The organism is Photobacterium pectinilyticum, assembly GCF_024357955.1.
Lineage (GTDB): Bacteria > Pseudomonadota > Gammaproteobacteria > Enterobacterales > Vibrionaceae > Photobacterium > Photobacterium pectinilyticum.
The window spans coordinates 1-18,545 of the sequence record NZ_JANEYT010000091.1 but is presented as its reverse complement, the minus strand read 5'-3'; the positions used below and the strand labels follow the sequence as shown (position 1 = coordinate 18,545).

Annotated in this window: 12 protein-coding genes and 1 pseudogene; 9 read left to right on the top strand and 4 right to left on the bottom strand. The window is 44.3% G+C overall.

What is annotated here, in order from left to right; all coding sequences use genetic code 11:
• The first annotated feature begins 63 nt into the window (after positions 1 to 63).
• Positions 64 to 783 carry a hypothetical protein gene (locus NHN17_RS22675; protein ID WP_255044928.1) on the top strand — a complete coding sequence of 240 codons (720 nt, stop codon included), beginning with the start codon at positions 64 to 66 and terminating at the stop codon, positions 781 to 783.
• Positions 784 to 845: 62 nt separating this feature from the next.
• Here NHN17_RS22675 and NHN17_RS22670 read toward each other — a convergent pair whose 3' ends face one another.
• The gene (locus tag NHN17_RS22670) at positions 846 to 1,568 is read right to left on the bottom strand and encodes a GntR family transcriptional regulator (protein WP_255044927.1); all 723 of its coding nucleotides are present in this window, start codon (positions 1,566 to 1,568) and stop codon (positions 846 to 848) included.
• A gap of 301 nt (positions 1,569 to 1,869) precedes the next feature.
• Here NHN17_RS22670 and mngA point away from each other — a divergent pair, with 301 nt between their 5' ends.
• From mngA to NHN17_RS22630, 8 genes are all read left to right on the top strand, one after another.
• The gene (mngA, locus tag NHN17_RS22665) at positions 1,870 to 3,810 is read left to right on the top strand and encodes a PTS 2-O-a-mannosyl-D-glycerate transporter subunit IIABC (protein WP_255044926.1); all 1,941 of its coding nucleotides are present in this window, start codon (positions 1,870 to 1,872) and stop codon (positions 3,808 to 3,810) included.
• Positions 3,811 to 3,941: 131 nt separating this feature from the next.
• Positions 3,942 to 6,584: a mannosylglycerate hydrolase gene (mngB, locus tag NHN17_RS22660; RefSeq protein WP_255044925.1), complete on the top strand. Its 2,643-nt coding sequence runs from the start codon at positions 3,942 to 3,944 to the stop codon at positions 6,582 to 6,584.
• Between the two features lie 129 nt (positions 6,585 to 6,713).
• Positions 6,714 to 7,901, top strand: coding sequence for a mannose-6-phosphate isomerase, class I (gene manA, locus NHN17_RS22655; protein WP_255044923.1), 1,188 nt, complete (start codon positions 6,714 to 6,716; stop codon positions 7,899 to 7,901).
• Positions 7,902 to 8,310: 409 nt separating this feature from the next.
• Positions 8,311 to 9,861 (top strand): MFS transporter, encoded by a 1,551-nt coding sequence (locus NHN17_RS22650; protein ID WP_255044922.1) that lies wholly within the window; start codon positions 8,311 to 8,313, stop codon positions 9,859 to 9,861.
• Positions 9,862 to 10,018: 157 nt separating this feature from the next.
• Positions 10,019 to 11,101, top strand: a complete 1,083-nt coding sequence (locus NHN17_RS22645; protein WP_255044921.1) for a glycoside hydrolase family 117 protein — start codon at positions 10,019 to 10,021, stop codon at positions 11,099 to 11,101.
• A gap of 10 nt (positions 11,102 to 11,111) precedes the next feature.
• The gene (locus NHN17_RS22640) at positions 11,112 to 12,275 is read left to right on the top strand and encodes an iron-containing alcohol dehydrogenase (protein ID WP_255044920.1); all 1,164 of its coding nucleotides are present in this window, start codon (positions 11,112 to 11,114) and stop codon (positions 12,273 to 12,275) included.
• Positions 12,276 to 12,285: 10 nt separating this feature from the next.
• The gene (locus tag NHN17_RS22635) at positions 12,286 to 12,552 is read left to right on the top strand and encodes a SemiSWEET transporter (RefSeq protein ID WP_255044919.1); all 267 of its coding nucleotides are present in this window, start codon (positions 12,286 to 12,288) and stop codon (positions 12,550 to 12,552) included.
• A gap of 97 nt (positions 12,553 to 12,649) precedes the next feature.
• A complete protein-coding gene (locus NHN17_RS22630; RefSeq protein WP_255044918.1) occupies positions 12,650 to 13,666 on the top strand; it encodes a LacI family DNA-binding transcriptional regulator in 1,017 nt (338 codons plus the stop codon).
• A 60-nt stretch (positions 13,667 to 13,726) separates the two neighbouring features.
• Here NHN17_RS22630 and NHN17_RS22625 read toward each other — a convergent pair whose 3' ends face one another.
• The 3 genes and pseudogenes from NHN17_RS22625 to NHN17_RS22615 form a co-directional block, all read right to left on the bottom strand.
• The gene (locus tag NHN17_RS22625; RefSeq protein WP_255044917.1) at positions 13,727 to 16,582 is read right to left on the bottom strand and encodes a beta-galactosidase; all 2,856 of its coding nucleotides are present in this window, start codon (positions 16,580 to 16,582) and stop codon (positions 13,727 to 13,729) included.
• A 53-nt stretch (positions 16,583 to 16,635) separates the two neighbouring features.
• Complete coding sequence (locus NHN17_RS22620) at positions 16,636 to 17,919, bottom strand: carbohydrate porin (RefSeq protein WP_255044916.1); 1,284 nt, start codon at positions 17,917 to 17,919, stop codon at positions 16,636 to 16,638.
• Positions 17,920 to 18,026: 107 nt separating this feature from the next.
• Positions 18,027 to 18,545, bottom strand: a pseudogene (locus tag NHN17_RS22615) (agarase); the annotation flags it as partial.

The following is an 18,545-nucleotide window of genomic DNA, read 5'->3' as shown; positions in this document are numbered from 1 at the left end:
CACTCAAGAAGGAAAAGCGGATCAAGTGCGATGGATCACAAATGATTTTTCAATGGGGGTCTGGTGAACGGTTACGAAAGTTCACTTCGTCAATGCGTTGATGCGGTTGTCATTTCAACTAAGGCAGAATCTCAGTTTTGGCTAAAAGGGCCTCAGGGGAAAGTAGCACTGCAATTTTTTGATAAGCATGTTACGCCATTAGTATTAGTGGATAGCCAAAGCGTTAGACTTAATTTAGAACAAGCGAAGTTAACCTATTTTTGGTTGAAAATTCCGCAGGGTTCATTTCTTTCGGCTGGGCACTATCATACGAGTGTTGATGTCCGGTTAATTTCGAATACGCAACATAGACCGGTATCAACTCAAACTAGAAATATCAATTACTATGTAAAACCGTTTGCAAGTTTGACTGTTGATAGCGATCGTTATTCATGGATGAAGAGTTCAGGCTCATACCATCAAGTTATGTTAGGCCGGCTAAAAACAGGTTTAAAAAGGCAATTTGATCTTCAAGTGCTAAGTAATGCTAACGTGGTGATGGAAGTTGAACCTAAAAATGGCGTATTGATGCATGTTGATTCTCAAGGCGCTATTCCATATTACTTGTTAGTTAACAATCAAAGGGTAAAGGCCTCAAAGCAACCCGTTAGCTTTGAATTGGGGAGAATGTCTGCCCGTACACCGAGTAGTATTCCATTTGGTATTGAGGTGGGAAGTATCCGGAATGCAATAGCTGGTAATTACAGAGAAGTATTGAAAATATCTGTAATAGCAAAGCTTTGATTTACCATTCAAGAATAAGATTATGGCAAGTGGGCATTTGCCCACTTTGTTGACTAGTATGTTCAATAATGATGATTACGTTTAGCCACTAGAGTGAACTTGTAGTCTGATGACTTGAAGTAGTTACGGCTGTATTCAAACACAGTACCGTCGACTAGGTACCCTCTGGTGACTTTTTCGATAATCGGTTGCTCTGGTGGGATGCCAAGCTGATTCACTACTTCTTGCGGTGGCAGTACCGGGATGATTTCCTGCTCACTGCGATCAATCACCATTTTCTTTGTCCCCTCGATGAACTCGTATTTCGAGCCTTGCATGACTTCATAGGTAAGATCAGGGAACAGCGTGAGTGGCATCCAGGTTTCTTCCAATGCGACTGGGTTCTCGTCGATAAAGCGGACGCGTTTTACGTAGAAAATCCTGTCACTTTCACCAATCTCAAGCGCCTCTGCGATAGCTGGGGCTGGGGTTGTAATTTCAAAGGCAAGAATTTCACTGTGAGCTTTGACATCAAGGTGGCTCAGCTTTTCATAAAAGCTTGAGTACTCGTACATGTCATAGTTGACCTTGTTTTCTTTAACGTAGGTCCCACTCCCTTGGATGCTTTCCAGCACATTTTGATCTACGAGTAATTTTAAGGCTTGTCGAACCGTTACCCGGCTCACGGAGAAGGCTTCTCGTAGTTGTGCTTCAGTCGGCAAGGCCTCACCCGGCTGGTATTCACCGGATTGGATCTTCTCCTTTATTGCGTCGGCGATCTGACGATACATAGGAAGGCGTGCCACATCGTTCTCCTCTGGAAGGCAAGTTGCTTATCTACCATGTTGTGAATCCTGCACTTAAGGTCACTTGGGTATATTACTTCTATAGTGTTATAGCGAGCTATGCCCGTATTTTACCTGCATTTACCGTTTCATTCAAAGTTGTCATATACAAGCTGAACCAATATTTAATACAACAATAATACCTATCTGTAAGGTTGTGTGAATGTGATCACAGAACACATCGGCAGAATACGTATTATATTTGTATTAATACAACTAAGGGCGATACATGCCCATCTGGATGACGGTACAGAGGACGACGATGAAACTGACTACCCTTACCAATAAGTCGCTGATTTCAATTCAAACGACATTTGAAAGTCGTGAAGCAGCGATTCATGCTCTGGCAGACAAACTGGATCAAGCTGGCAAATTGCACGATAAGCAAGCCTATCTTGATGCGGTTTTTGCCCGTGAAGAGCAGGGCCCTACAGCACTAGGCGAAGGACTTGCAGTTCCGCACGGCAAGACTGACGCAGTTAAAGAAGCCGGTTTTGCCGTAGCAACGCTAAAACGAGATCTTAAATGGAAAGGTATTGATGAAGACGAAGATGAAGATGTCAACCTGGTCTTCTTGATTGCCATTCCTAATGCAGAAGCCGGTTCAACGCACATGCATTTGTTGACCGAGTTAACGACAACGCTTGTGGATGACGACGTTCGCGAAGCGGTGCTTAGCGCACAGAGCCCTGAAGAGTTGATGATTCTACTCGACAGCAAAAATGATGTAGAAGAAGAACAAGACAACTTTAATACAAATGAACAGCGTCCAACTATCGTTTGTGTCACGGCATGTCCTGCTGGTATCGCTCACACTTACATGGCTGCTGAGTATCTTGAAAAAGCCGGTAAAAAAATGGGCATTAATGTTCATGTTGAAAAACAAGGCGCTAACGGCATTGAAGGACGTTTGACGGCTGATCAACTGAACAATGCCGATGCGGTTGTTTTTGCCGCAGAAGTTGCAATTAAAGAAGTTGAACGTTTTAACGGCATTCCTCGTGTTGAAACACCGGTTGCTGAACCGATTCGTCACGCAGAGCGGATCTTGAACGACGCGATGGAGGAGGCCAAAAAGGGCACAACTGAAGAGCGCGTGGCTGCAACTAGTGATAAACCGAAGAAACTGCCATTCAAGACCGAGCTTAAGCAGGCATTGCTAAGCGGTATTTCATTTGCTGTTCCCCTTATTGTTGCGGGTGGTACGGTTCTCGCGGTTGCTGTTTTGATTGCGCAGATTTTTGATCTACAAGAGCTTTACGCGACAGAAAACTCATGGCTATACATGTACCGTAAACTGGGTGGTGGTCTTCTTGGCACCTTGATGGTACCGGTACTGGCAGCGTACACCGCATACTCCCTTGCCGATAAGCCCGCATTGGGGCCTGGTTTTGCTGCAGGTCTGGCCGCAAACATGATTGGCTCTGGTTTCCTTGGTGGTGTAGTCGGTGGCTTGATTGCCGGTTACTTCATGCGCTGGGTAAAAGAGAACATTCGTCTTAGCCCTGCTTTCAACGGCTTCCTTACCTTCTACCTTTACCCTGTGATTGGTACCTTAGTTGTCGGTAGCCTAATGCTGTTTGTTATCGGTAAGCCGGTAGCAATGCTGAACCAAGGCTTGACCGACTGGCTAAACGGCCTATCTGGCTCTAATGCGTTATTACTTGGTGCAATCATCGGTGTCTTCGTATCGTTCGATCTTGGTGGTCCAGTGAACAAAGCGGCTTATGCATTCTGCTTGGGGGCAATGGCTAACGGTGTCTACGGCCCATATGCCATCTTTGGCTCGGTGAAAATGGTATCAGCCTTCACGGTTACGGCTTCAACCATGATTGCTCCACGTTTGTTCAAAGACTTTGAAATTGAAACCGGTAAATCAACGTGGCTACTCGGTCTAGCGGGTATCACCGAAGGTGCCATCCCAATGGCGATTGAAGATCCAATCCGTGTTATCGGCTCATTCCTTGCGGGTTCGATGGTAACGGGTGCCATCGTCGGTGCGGCAGGCATTGGTTTGTCAACGCCGGGGGCAGGTATCTTCTCTATGTTTTTACTTCACGACGCAGGTATCGGTAGCTTCATGGCTGCAGGTATCTGGTTGGGTGCAGCCTTGATTGGTGCCGCCATCTCAACAGCGATGCTAGTGAGCTGGAGGGCACATGCGACAAAAAAGGGCACATTCAAAGTGACCGCTGACGCTTAATTCTAGTTGTTATAGCAAGAGCTAAGCACTACACGTCACAGCATTTTACGTCGGAATACGACGACACTCTAAATCATCGGGTGCAGGCTTTCTGCGCCCGACATTAAAGAAAAATTATCAGGTACATTATTATGGCTACTTCTCGCGTTCATATTACTCCTCACATGCACTGGGATCGTGAATGGTATTTCACTACAGAAGAGTCGCGAATTCTGCTAGTAAACAACATGGAAGAAATCCTGACTCGTCTTGAATCAGATCCTGAATACACATTCTATGTACTTGATGGCCAAACAGCCGTTCTGGAAGACTACTTCGCTATCATGCCTGAAAATGAAGAGCGAGTACGCAAACAAGTACAAGCGGGCAAATTGATTATTGGTCCATGGTATTCACAGACTGATACCATGCAGGTTGCGGGTGAATCCATCGTTCGTAACATGATGTACGGCATACGTGATTGCATGAACTTCGGCGAAGCAATGAAAATTGGTTACCTGCCAGACTCTTTTTCAATGAGCTCTCAGCTACCGATGATTTACAATGGCTTTGGCATTGATCGTGCGATGTTCTGGCGTGGTTGTTCTGAGCGTCACGGCACCAATAAAACTGAATTCGTATGGCAAAGTAACGATGGCAGCGAAGTGACTGCGCAAGTACTGCCTTTGGGCTACGCGATCGGTAAATACCTGCCACAAGATGAGGAAGGGCTGCGCGCTCGCCTAGATAAATACTTCCCGGTGTTGGAAAAGCCATCTGTTACTAAAGATATCCTGCTGCCTAACGGTCATGACCAGATGCCGATTCAGGAAGATATTTTTGAAGTAATGGATACGTTGCGCGAGATCTATCCTGAACGTGAATTTAAGATGAGCCGCTTTGAAGAAGTATTCGAGCGCATTGAAGCAGTGCGAGACCAACTCGATACCATCAAGGGCGAGTTCAATGACGGTAAATACATGCGTGTTCACCGTACTATTTCGTCTACCCGTATGGACATCAAGCTGATCCACGCGGAAGTAGAAAACAAGATTGTAAATATTCTAGAGCCATTGGCATCGATTGCCTGGACGCTGGGCTTTGATTACCACCACGGCCTGATTGAAAAAATGTGGAAAGAGAGCATGAAGAACCATGCCCACGACTCAATTGGCTGTTGTTGTTCCGATAAAGTACACGCCGAGATCTTGAACCGTTACATCCTTGCTGATGACATGGCGACGAACCTGATCAACTTTTATAAGCGTAAGATTGTTGACCATATGCCAGCACGTGAAGGTTGCGACAAGCTAGCGATGTTCAACCTGTCACCTTATGACCGTGAAGAAGTGATTAACACGACAATCACGATCCGTGCGAAAGAGTTCAAGATCTTCGACGAGCATGGCCATGAGGTCGAGTACTTCATTCAAGAACAACGCGTGATTGACCCAGGTAAGATTGACCGTCAAATCGTTCACTATGGAAACTACGATCCGTTCGTAGAGTACGATATTCAAATCAAGCACATCGTACCGGCAATGGGCTTCACGACGCTGCATATTGAAGGTAATACCAAAGGCAAAGTGAAAGTTGCCGAGCAGAAAGATTACCTGATGGAAAATGAGTTCTACCGTATCAATGTAAATGATAACGGTACGTTGACTATCTTTGATAAAGAAACCGAGCAGACCTTTGATCAAGTTCTTCGTCTAGAAGACGGCTCGGATGACGGCGACGAGTACGACTACTCACCATCACGTAAAGAATGGTTACTTTACTCTGATGAATTCAAAGTTGAAACCAACATCAAGCATGAAGGCTTCCAGTCGGTGGCTAGCATTAAACTGCGTATGGACGTGCCAGATAATCTTCAGTCGCGTGAAGATCGCACCAACCAAGATGGTTTTGTCGATGTCGATTGCCAAGTCGTGCTTAAAGCGGGTTCTCGTCGTATTGACGTTCGCATGGAGCTGGATAACCAGGCTGATGATCACCGTGTACGTGTGTTGGTTCCGACGCCATTTGTGTCTGAAACTGTGGTTGCCGATAACCAATTTGGTTTGATTACCCGTCCGGTGAACGATCCAGAAATGGAAAACTGGGAAAAAGACGGTTGGAAAGAAGCGCCCGTACCTGTTTATCAGATGATGAACTTTGCAGCGCTAGAGAGCGGCAAAGCAGGTATGGCGATTATGAGTAATGGCCTACGTGAATTTGAAGTGATTTCTGCAAAAGGCAACGAAGAGAAAGATACATTTGCACTAACGTTACTTCGTGGTGTTGGTGTACTGGGTAAAGAAGAGCTTCTACTTCGTCCGGGTCGTCCATCAGGCATTAAGATCCCAACCCCTGATTCTCAGGTTCGTGGCAAGCTGGTATGTAACTTCACACTATGTGGCTTTTCTGGCAACCATATTGAAGCCAATGTTATGGCAATGGCGCGTGACAATGTCACGCCAATCCAGTGCTACAACAAGATCCCATACAACGCGATGAAGCTAAATGTGGGTGAACAAAACCAACCTCTGACTTTCTCTTTGCTTGAGAAAGGGATGAAGGGTGCAGTGCTGAGCGTATTGAAGAAAGCCGAAGATGAGAAGGCACTAATTCTGCGAGTCTACAACCCGTCAGAGACAGACACTATTACCGGTGGTATCCGTTTCAGCCGCCCTATTACTGAATGGGTAGAAACCCGTATGGATGAAGTGGTGCTGGAAGAGCAGGGCACTGAGGCGAGTCAATTTGGTGAGTTGCGTCCTTGTCAGGCTAAAACCTTCCGAGTCCGTTTTTAATTTAGTGCAAAACACTGACAGGGTGTGATGAACCTTGTCAGTTTCTGAGAACTATTGGTTTTTCTACGTTAATTATTTCCAACTTTCTGCCGGGCATGCCCGGCAGCTTTTTATCCGGATAACGATGATATGTATAAGCTAGGTAATGTAATTCAAAATTATGCGTGGGGCAGTAAAACGGCGATGACGGGGCTGTTTGGGATCAGTAACCCAGATGATCAACCGCAAGCTGAGTTATGGATGGGCGCTCACCCAAATGGCTGCTCACGCGTTGTCTGTAATGGTGAAAGCCAATTGCTTTCAGACTTGATTGAGCAAGATCCTGAGTTGGTATTAGGCCGTTATACCCATGATAAATTTGGTGAATTGCCATACTTGGTTAAAGTATTATCCGCGGCCAAGCCGTTGTCGATTCAGGTTCATCCTAAAAAGTCGGCAGCAGAAGCAGGTTTCCACCGTGAAAACCTAGCTGGGATCCCATTAAATGCAGCTGAGCGAAACTATAAAGATCCTAACCACAAGCCAGAGATGGTTTACGCCCTGACCAACTACAAGGCGATGAACGGTTTCCGTATCATTAACGAAACGGTAGAGCTGTTCGAGCAAGCTTGTTGTCAAACACTGGCAGAAGATGTGCAGGCGCTTAAAGCGAACCCTACACCATTCCAGCTGGCAGTATTCTTCCGTGAAGTGATTTCACTAACAGGTGAGAAGAAGAAAACAGCTATTGCCGAGCTAATGGAAAATATTGAATCAAAGGGTCTTTCAACTGATGCCAAAATGGTGTTCGAACTGATTGCGGCTTTTGCCAAAGAGTATCCAAGCGATGTCGGTTTGTTTGCGCCATTAATGCTAAATGTCATTGAGTTAGAAGCTGGCGAAGCCATGTATCTTGATGCTGAAACGCCGCATGCTTATCTGGAAGGTACAGGTATTGAAGTCATGGCAAGTTCAGATAACGTGCTGCGAGCAGGTTTAACACCAAAGTTCATAGATGTTGAAGAGTTGCTGAAAAATACGCGCTTTGAGCCGATTCCAGCCCAGCACTTAAGGCTGAAAGGGCAAGTGAAAGACAACAAGGTTAGCTACAACGTCCCAGTTGACGACTTCAAAGTCGAAGTGATTACTTTGACCGATAAACCACAGACCGAGTTTGTCCGTAGTGCTGAAATCATCATGTGCTTGCAAGGTAAGCTAACACTTGAAAGCGAGGGTCTGGTGATTAACTTGGTTGCTGGTGAGTCCGCATTTATTCCTTACAGCAGCCGTCAATACAGTTACAAAGGAATGGGGAAAGCGGTTAGGACGTTTAACTAACTGCCTGTTAGTTGAAGTAAATACAAACGACACCATTGCTGGTGGCGTTTGTATTTCTAGTGATAGTAAAAGCTTAAGCTTATTGAATAGATGTAACTGTTTCGATATTGGCAGGCACATAGACAGTAACATAGCTCAACGTATTTTCTCCGCTTTCATGGCCGTACCTTCACTAATAGTTTCATGCTCACCCATAGGCAAGCTTTCAACCTTGTTGAATAGCTAGAGGAAGGGGGGATTATTTGCATTTATTCGTGATTAGCCCCTCAGATTTGATGCTTGTTCGCCACCTTACTGACTACTCCATCGCTAAGTGTGATCCTCATCGATGTTTTTTACTAATACGTATGGAAATATCCCTAGCAAATATTACTAATATTATTAGTGCTTTCTATCATATGGGGGTTTTATGGCGAAAAATCATAATCGGCGCGTCACGCAGTATGCTTTGATTAGTGCGTTTGGTGGCTTCGTTTTCGGTTTGGATGCAGCGAATATATCTGGTGTGGTGCGTTATGTGACCGCGCAGTTTGGCTTAAACAGCATGCAAATGGGGAGTGTGGTTGGTGTCGCTGGCATCGGAGCAATCGTTGCTTTAATGATCACTGGCAGCTTGTGCGATAAATATGGCCGGAAAAACATATTGCTTGGTCTAGCGTGTCTTTACACTTTGTCTTCGACTATATCTTCGTTAGCGAGTAGTTATGAAATTTTATTAGTAGGTCGTTTCATTGGAGGAATGGCGTTTTGCTCATTGTCGATATCGTCTATGTATATCGGTGAAATTGCGCCTGCAGATAAACGGGGCAAGTTCGTCTCCATTAATCAACTTTTGATAACGATAGGTAGTTTGGTTGCCTTTATCGTCAACTATTTGCTAGTAAAAAGTATCGGTGTAATTGATGCTGTTACTACCGAAACTGTTTGGCGGTTTATGCTTGGTTTCGAGCTAATTCCGAATATTATTTGGATTGTCTTGTTGGTTAAAGTGCCGAAATCACCTCGTTGGTTGATCTCCAAAGGGCGTATTACCGAGGCGCGTGAAGTATTTAAGAAAATTGTACCAGCCAATGAGATCGAGCCTTTGATCATGAACGTGAGACAGACTGTCTCTGGTGACGACACTAATCTGCTCGGCCAAGTCAAAGACTTATTTAGCCGCAGGATGCGGTTGGTGCTATTTATTGCCGTGGCTTTTGCTATCACACAGCAGGTCATTGGTATTAATGCCGTTTTGTTCTACGCACCTGTAGTGTTCGAGCAAATTGGAATGAGCGTCGAAAGCAGTTTCATGCAGACAATTTACGTTGGGATTGTCAATGTTAGCTTTACCATTGTCGCGATCTTGTTTATTGAAAAGCTGGGGCGTCGCAAATTAACCTTGGCAGGGTTAGCACTGATTGTTATCGCTCATGGCTCTTCATGGTATGGCTTTCACAGTGCGACCTATCAATTGGATGAGCAAGCGGTGGCAAGCTTGCAGCAACAGGAAATACCAACAGAACCGTTAGCTGTTTTAGTTGGTACGCACTATTCCTCTGATGTCGAATTCAAGGCTGATTTGGCCGAATTATACAGTCCAAATGAATTACCTTTGGTGACTGGACCTATAATTGAGTCGGCGATTAATATTAATGCTTCGTACGTTCTATTCGGTATTTTTGTCTTCTTAGGGGCATTCCATTTCTCTATAGGGCCAATAATGTGGGTGATTTTTTCTGAAATTTTCCCCAATAAAATACGCAGTATAGCCATTCCTTTTGCCGCACTTATCACTAGCTTGACCAGTTACTTTGTTCAACAGTTCTTCCCGTGGCAGTTGGAGCATTTTGGTGCCGGAAATACGTTCTTGAGCTACGGTGCTGTGGGATTGGTCAGTCTCGTCATCATGCTGAAGGTATTGCCTGAAACGAAAAGTAAATCGATTGAAGACATCGAAGCTGAGTTGGTCGCAAATTGATGGCGTTTGATTGTGAGAAAACGATTATCAGCCCCCAAAGTGTGACGCAGTTCAATGCAAACTAATAATATTAGTGTATTATTTGGCTAATAATATTAGTAAATTAACTAATTTAAATTTCAGGTTAACCTGGGTACATGTAAATCGAGGAACAATAATGGCTAAAAAACTGAGTCTTGCTAGTCAGCGTGCAATCGAGCGGGGTTACGATCAACGCGGACCAGAGTGGTTGATTGAGTTTGATGTTGAGCCACTGAAAGGCGACTTTGCTTTCGAAGAAGGCATTATTCGCCGTGACCCGTCTGCCGTCATTAAAGTCGAAGAACTTTATCATTGCTGGTATACCAAGGGAGAGGGCGAAACAGTCGGTTTTGGTTCGGATAACAAAGAAGACAAAGTTTTTCCGTGGGATCTTACCGAAGTTTGGCATGCAACTTCCGAAGACGGTGAATACTGGCATGAGCAAGGTGTTGCTATTGAACGAGGGCCGGAAGGGGCTTATGACGATCGTTCATGCTTTACGCCTGAAATCTTAGCGCATGAGGGGCGTTATTACTTAGTGTACCAAACGGTTAAATACCCCTACGTTAACCGACAGTTCGAGCATATCGCCATTGCAGAAGCAAGCTCACCATTTGGTCCATGGAAGAAGTCTGATGCGCCAATTCTGTCACCGACAATGGATGGTGAGTGGGAAGGTGAAGAAGACAATCGTTTCATTGTTAAAAAGAAAGGAAGCTTTGACAGCCATAAAGTTCATGACCCATGCCTTTTGTTTTTCAACGGTAAATTCTTCCTGTATTACAAAGGGGAGACAATGGGGGAGAGCATGAATATGGGCGGACGCGAAATTAAGCACGGTGTTGCTATTGCAGACAACATTTGGGGGCCTTATGAGCGGTCGGAGCTGAATCCAATTAGCAACAGTGGCCACGAAGTCGCTGTTTGGCATCATAATGGCGGTATCGCTTCGTTAATTACTACTGATGGGCCAGAGAAAAATACCATTCAATTTGCAGAGGATGGTCTGAATTTTCAAATTATGTCCCATATTAAAGGGGCACCAGAGGCTGTTGGTCTATACCGTGACCCAAACCCAGATAATCTGGTTCAATCACCGGGGATGGGTGTTTGGGGCCTTTGCCACAAATACGATCCAAGCTGGAATTGGAACTTCATCTGCAAATACAAAGTAAAACGTCAAATCCTAAGTGCTGGCACTTTCCAAAACTCTAATTAATGAGGCAAATATGATTAATTTTGATTTCTCTAACCCAACTCGAATTTTGTTTGGTGAAGGGGCAGCTAAAAGCATGGCAAACTATATCCCAGAAGATGCAAAAGTGCTGGTGGTATATGATTCAATCATTGAGAAAATCGGAACGCTGGATAAAGTGCTGTCCACTATTTCAAATGAAGTGATTAAATTTGATAAGATTCAATCTAATCCAAAGTTTGAAATTCTAATGGAAGCGGTAGAAATTGTTCGTCAAGAAAAAGTGAACTTCATCCTTGCTGTGGGTGGTGGTTCAACAATGGATGGTGCAAAGTTCATCTCACTTGCAGCACACAATGAAGCATTTATCGGTAATGAAGCCGACATCCTACATATCACCCCAATGACGGATGCACGCATTACACAGTCGATTCCTGTGGGAACAGTTGTAACCTTGCCTGCCACGGGATCTGAAATGAACCCGCATGCGGTTATTAGTCACGGTGAAGACAAGCTAGGTATTTCATCACCGTTCGCCTATCCTGCGTTTTCAGTTCTAGATCCAACCTATACATTTACCTTGCCAAAGTCTCAAATTGCTAATGGTATTGCTGATAGCTTTATCCATACAGCTGAACAATATGTGACTTATCCTGCTGAAGGGCGTTTCCAGGACCGTACAGCGGAAGGCATCATGCGAACTATCGTGGAAGTGGCGCAAGATAACCTGGAACAGCCGGAAAACTATGATGCTCGCGCCAACTTAATGTGGTGTTCAACCATGGCGTTGAACGGTCTTATTGGTTCTGGTGTGCCAGTTGATTTTGCTACCCACATGATTGGCCATGAAGTAACGTCACTGTTTGGCATTGCCCATGCACCAAGCCTTGTGATTATCATGCCTGCGTTGTGGCGTGTACGTAAAGAACAGAAAGCGGCGAAGCTTCTTCAGTATGCTGAGCGGGTTTGGGATATTACTGAAGGCACTGATGACGAAAAAATCGATGCAGCGATTGATAAGACAGAAGAATTCTTCCGCTCCCTTGGTCTTAAGACCCGTTTCTCTGACTATGGCTACACCTTTAAGGATGTTGAGCCAGTTCTTGACCTGTTAGAAAAACATAATATGACCGCATTGTCTGAAACAGGTGATCTTGACCTGACTTGGTCTAAGCGCATTTTGGAAGCGGCAATGTAAGGAGAGGGAGATGGTAAGCATTGGTTTAATTGCTGCCTTTTTCACGACCGTATCTTTTATTCCACAGGCGCTGAAAACCTTAAAGACGAGGGATACATCGGGAATTTCATTACCTATGTATATCATGTTCTTTTTAGGTGTTTCACTTTGGATTGTATATGGATTGGAAATAAATGATTCATCAATAGTAATAGGCAATAGTTGCGTGTTGATGTTTATTGTTCCAATCTTATATATCAAGATAAAAGCGGTAAGTGCTGAGAAAGTGCCAACTTGATTCATGATCTTATGTGTCATGAATTGTATTAGTGTGCAATCGTTTTGCCCGGCTTCTGTGCCGGGCTTTTCAGTTTAATTTTGAATGTGAAGTAAAGATGGCAAAAAAAATCACAATGATAGATATCGCAAGGGAGGCGAGTGTTTCTCAAACGACGGTATCGCTAGTATTAAATGGCTCAAATACTGTACAAATCTCAGATGAAACCAGAGACAAGGTGTTATTAGTGGCTAATGAGTTAGGGTATTCTAAAAGAACGACGACTCTTAAGTACGATGAACCAAGAAAAATAGCACTCATTCTGGATTCTGTTTCTGATCATGACCCTTTTATCGATGCGATTAATACAATATGGGATACAGGCTGGGAGAATGATTACTTTATCTCGACCTTTTATTCAGGGAATAATCCAAATTTAGAAAAGCAGATTCAGGCTGAAATTAATTGTAATAATTCCTATGTTGGAATTATTTATGCTTCATCTGTGACACGCAAAGAGATTGAAGTGAAAATTAAGGCGGACTTGCCCGTTGTGCTGTTAAACTGCACCAGTGTAGACGAGTCGTTGGCATCTATAATGCCTGCCGATTTGCATGGTGGTTATAAAGCGGCAGAGCACCTTATCAATCAGGGGTACAGTAAAATTGCTGCTATTCTTGGTGAAACATGGATGGAAGCGACCCAGCAGCGACTTGCCGGATTTAATCAAGCGCTTATCGATAACCAAATGATCCCTAAAAAGGAATATCAAGTTGAAGGTGACTGGTCGTTAAAAAGTGCTTATCAGAAAACATTGCAGTTGCTAGCGTTGCCCAATCGTCCAGATGCGATTTTCTGCTTTAGTGATTATATGGCAATGGGCTGCTATCAGGCGATCAAAGAGCAGGGTTTTAAGGTCGGGCAGGATATTGCCGTTGTTGGCTATGACAATGCTCCTTTAGGTTTGGAGTTGGAGCCAAAGTTATCCTCGGTGGAGTTGCCCTATTCAAAAATGGGGGAAGAGGCGATTCTCCGAATCGATGCTTTAATTAAGCAACAGCCACTTCTTCAGCGTTCTATTAATTTACCTAGTGAGCTTTATGCCCGTGAATCGACGACTGCTGGTTGTTCATAAGTATCTTAAGATGAAAAAAGAGGCCAGTATTTTGGCCCCTTTTGTTTCCTTTCTCAGTTGTTACCCTTTAAACCTTTTATCGTAAAGCTGGGCATTAAACTGTTTCGCTGCCTTAATTAGTTCAACATAAGGTTCATCAGCCACAGTAACAAAGCCTATGTTGTAGTTCTCACCGTCCCAAGCTCGCCCTGTTGCAGGGGAATCAAGGTATTGAAACCAATGGGCTCCGACAAAGTATGGATTATTCAGGACACTATCCATGTAATGAGTGTACATCTTTGCCCGTTCAGGTTGATCGGCGACGGTTATGATTCCGCCATGGAACAACCCGGTGTCGGTGGCCCCAAAGTGGAATTCACCAATCATGCTTGGTTTGTCCAACTCGGGTAGCAAGTCTTTCCAATGTGCTTTTTTACTGTCGTCTAGGTCATTGGCATACAGGTTGTAACTCATCACATCAACATACTTTGCAGCGCCACGGGCTATTTCAGGAGTGATTCCCCAATCGGCGAAACGAGCACCAAGGTAGAGGTGATTCGGTAGTACTCTTTTCACTTCAGCCTGAACGATAGAGAAGTATTGCTCAGATAACATTTGCAACAAATCGGAGTAATCTTCCCGCATTCCATCGGTGAGCGCAGAACGGTGGTTAAATGAAAGATCGAAGCTGTCCCATGACTTGATACCCGTTTGCCAAGCTTGGTTCAGCGCCTTAATAGTCGAATACTTTGTTTTAAGACTTTGGCTAAAGGCGGCTTTGGCAGGACTTTCCTGGCTACTATAACTAAGTGTATTGACGATAAGACCGAAGTGGTTGGCTTCATTCATTACATTGCCCCAACTGATTTCGTTATCGACAAACACACCGACGAGCCATGGATCATTGACTGAGACTTTTGAGGCGACCTCTTGAGCCATGGCCTTAGCGCTATTGATAAACTCCGGATCAAATGGATCATGGATAGGGCCCCAATAGTCATTGCCAGTGCTGATCCGTTTATGGCTGCCATTGATCCATCCATGGACCTGATAGGCGATCCGCTCACTGCCGTAGAACATTGGGTCGATCCAGTTACCTAGTGTGGTGAATCCCCAGTCGTTCATGCGATCAAGAGTAACATTTTTCCAAATCTGCATCGCTTGGTGTTTATCGGTATCAAATTTGCGCATTAGGTTGGCACGGTAGAAACTAAATACCTCCCCTTGCTTTAGCGCTCCTGAATGGACAAAAGGTGCATAGTCATAATTAACCGCAAGCGGATCGCTCTGCTCTGGTAGCCACTCGAACATGGAATGACGAAGCTCTGAAGCAATCACTGGAGCTTTCGAGTTAGCATCATCGTAATCTATACCTGTTATAGTGACAGTATCGTCCATGCGGACGTTATCAAGACCGGTCATGAAAAAGAGGCAACCCTTTGGGTCAACCAATGTCCATTTTCCGTCGACTTTTGTCGTTCTAAAAAAGCCGGTTCCATCTAACTTGGGTCCTTGCTTCCATCCACCATACTTGCAACGATCTGCCATAGGGGAAGCGTGTCCTAACGTTTTCAGAGCTTCCTGTCCGGCACGGACTAATTGTTCATCAGAGTGAATTTTCTCAGGCCATTCATCGCCTGTAAATTGGCCATATCGATCAACGATGTCCTTGTAGCGGGTTATCTCAGTATCTAGGTCAGGAATGAGCCGGATAGATTTTACCGCTATATCTACATCTTTAGTTGGGTTTTGTAGGTATAGCTGAATACTGTGAATTTGGCTGGTGTCGAGTTTGGTTTCCCCCCAACCAAAACTGATGGCGTGGGCGTCATAGGATAGTTTAGGTGGTTCGCTTCGTAAACCTGATGTCATCGTCCCTGATGACTGGCCCAGTGCTAAGTAATAAGTACCGTCACTGTTTGGTTTTAAAGTGACATAGCCAGATATACTATCGGTCACGCCATCAGCGGTTCCGCCTGATTCCGTATTTTTGGCTTGATCAACTCGAACAAAAAGTTGAATGGTTTCGCTAGCTGGGTTTTCAATATCAAGTGCAAGGTTGAAATTGCCGTATTCAGACCAATTCCACGGTTCATCGGGTTGAAACGTGATATTAGGATAAGCTTCTGTCGCGGAAAAGGTGACAGTGAAACGTTTATCCCCTGATTGAGTCTGCGGCTTAATCGTTGCCGTGCTCAGGGATGGCCTTATCAGGCCGCTAGTATTATCGTCACTGAAGTCATCAATTAATGCCAAAGTTGGTACAGGGCCTGCGTTGATGATTCGCTCATCAGCAGCGATAAAGTCGCCTGATGCATCGATTAGATCCAGATTATCGATGATAACGGTCTGTCTTTCGGCTGGTCCTTGAACGTATAACTGGAATTCAACAAGTTGTCTGAGGTCGATCTGTTCACCTCCCCAATAGTTATCGAGTTGGCGTTTGCTACCGTTGAACAGCATCTCGACAGTTTGTGTTTTCCCTGGCTCAATTATCACAGAATAATTGAGTTGGTTGTCTATTACCCCCACCTGACCGGTACTATCGACAAGCTTCATAATGATATTAGCAGGTTGATCTGTAGGGTTGGTGATATCTAATTTTAAACTTCCTTTGGCATTCCAGTTCCATGTTCCTGCGTTAGGTGAGAACCTCACACTTGGCCAAAGTGTATTTTTATCTTCATCAGAAACGGCATCGAATGATATTTCAACAGAATTTTTATCAGGAGAATTAATATTGTTCTCTATTCTTATTTTTGCATGATGAGTTTTTGTTGATTGCCATTCAATAAAATTATGCGGTTCTTTTGATATGGTGGTTATTTCGTCTTTAAATATAAGTGTGTCATTTATATCGGCAACAGCAAAATTCCCTGAGTTTGTTATCACAATCGATGAAAGTAAAATTGCTATTTTTGTTTTACGAGTTCGCATTGCTACTCCTTTTATGGATTTAAAAGGTCACCTGAAGGTGACCTTATAGATGATTACCACCATGCTTCGAATTGAGCTCCGAAGGTCAGCGCGTCTGATTTTCCTGTTGTAACGCCACTATCAAGGTCGACATCCCAGCGGTCATAGGCAAGAGTTTCAACATCTTGCTCGGCATAAGTAACAAAGAAGCGAATGACAGGGCGTTCCCAGAAGTCGCTAGCAATGTGAAGGTTTTGCGAAAGGGTCACTTTGTATCCTGAATTTGTGCCGTCTTGCGATGAATCGACAGCAGTAATGTCGATAAACTCGTAGCCTAATTCCAATTCAGTTGATGTGCGCTCGTTCCAGGTGTAACTGTTGCGGGCAACAAAGGCGTTCCAATGGGAGTCTTTAACACGAGTGTCAGCTCGTTGGCGTGCCTTTTCGTCAAAACTTGCTGTTTCATGTTGCCAGATATAAGAAAGGGTATAGTTGTCTGTGACTGAGTGTACGCCCTGCCAAAAGCCACCTATTTGATAGTCTGGTAAAGCTTCCCAGCTTCGGGTCATCGAACCTGACGCATTCTTCGAATAGCGGATGAAGAGCTCGTCATAACCTGTATCACTTAACAGCAATAACTTTGATGCTAGCTGATAAGCATCAGGCTTATCGTCGGTTTTGTTTTCTGAGTCTGGTCCCATCGGAGTGCCATAATTGGCATAAAGGTTAAGTGTGAGGTTGTCTGTCAGCTCGATAAAGGAAAGCGAACTGGTGAAAGCGACCAGTTCACAAGCACCGTCCTCAGGTGCTTCTTCATAGATATTCCGGCTAACGCCCAGATGCAGCTTACCAAAGCCAAGATCGTAGTTTTCAAGGCCAAAACCCAATCCATCATTGGACATAGACTGTGAGTCGGTAAGGAAGGTTTCTACACGGTTATAATAGCGTTTACCTGCCCAGATGACGGCTTCAGGGTTAGACTGAATAATGCCGTTACTTTGTATAGCAAGTTCATCCAGGGCCAACCCGCCATCACCATGAACGATGTTCGATTGGATTGTCCAATCCATGTCATTTTTCTGTTCCCAGCCATACCCAAAATGTAACTCAAGCCAATTAGCCTCGTTACCTAATCGACCACCAGAAGAATTGGTGTAGGTATTGCCGGGCAAGCGAAAAATATTCATGCCATTGTCGGCCCAATTATAGCCGCCAGGACTTAGGATATCATCGTTGGTAATGCCAATGCCGCCTTTTGCATAACCGTTAAAAGTAAATCCCCCTTCATTCGCATTGGCAGAAATGGCAAATAATATACAACTGGAAAGAACAGCATGTTTAAATGTTTTCTTATTCATTATCAATCCTTGTTAAATAACTCACTAAACTTAAAATGGTCATAATGGAAAAATTAGATACAGGTATCCCTGACCTATTAAAAGGCCAGGGTATTAATGTCTAATATTTACTTAGCTTTGGGGTTGAATCTTTGCTGATATAAAGAGCTGTTAATTGTTTTGGCAGAATTAACCATTCCGTTATAAGGCACATCAGTTACCGAAACAAAGCCGATGTTGTAGTTCTCACCATCAAAAGAACGACCAGTGATCGGTGAATCGATATATTGGAAGTAGTGACAGCCGACAAAATACGGGTTATCAATCACACTTTGGACATAGCGCTCATACATTTCACCACGCTCATCTTGGCTTTCTGCTGACACTAACCCTGGGTGGAAGAAACCCGTATCACGGGCGCCAAAATGGAACTCACCAATGATGCTTGGCTTATCGATTTCTTCCAGAAATTTCCAAGGTTCTGGGTGTAAGCCTTCTTTGTAGTAGTTATAACTCACTACATCGGCATGTTTGGCGCAAGCGCGAACCACTTGCGGTGTCATTCCCCAGTCGGCAAAGCGGGCACCTAGGTAGAGGTGGTTAGGCAGTTCTGACTTGACGGCTTTAGCTACAATGCGGAAATACTC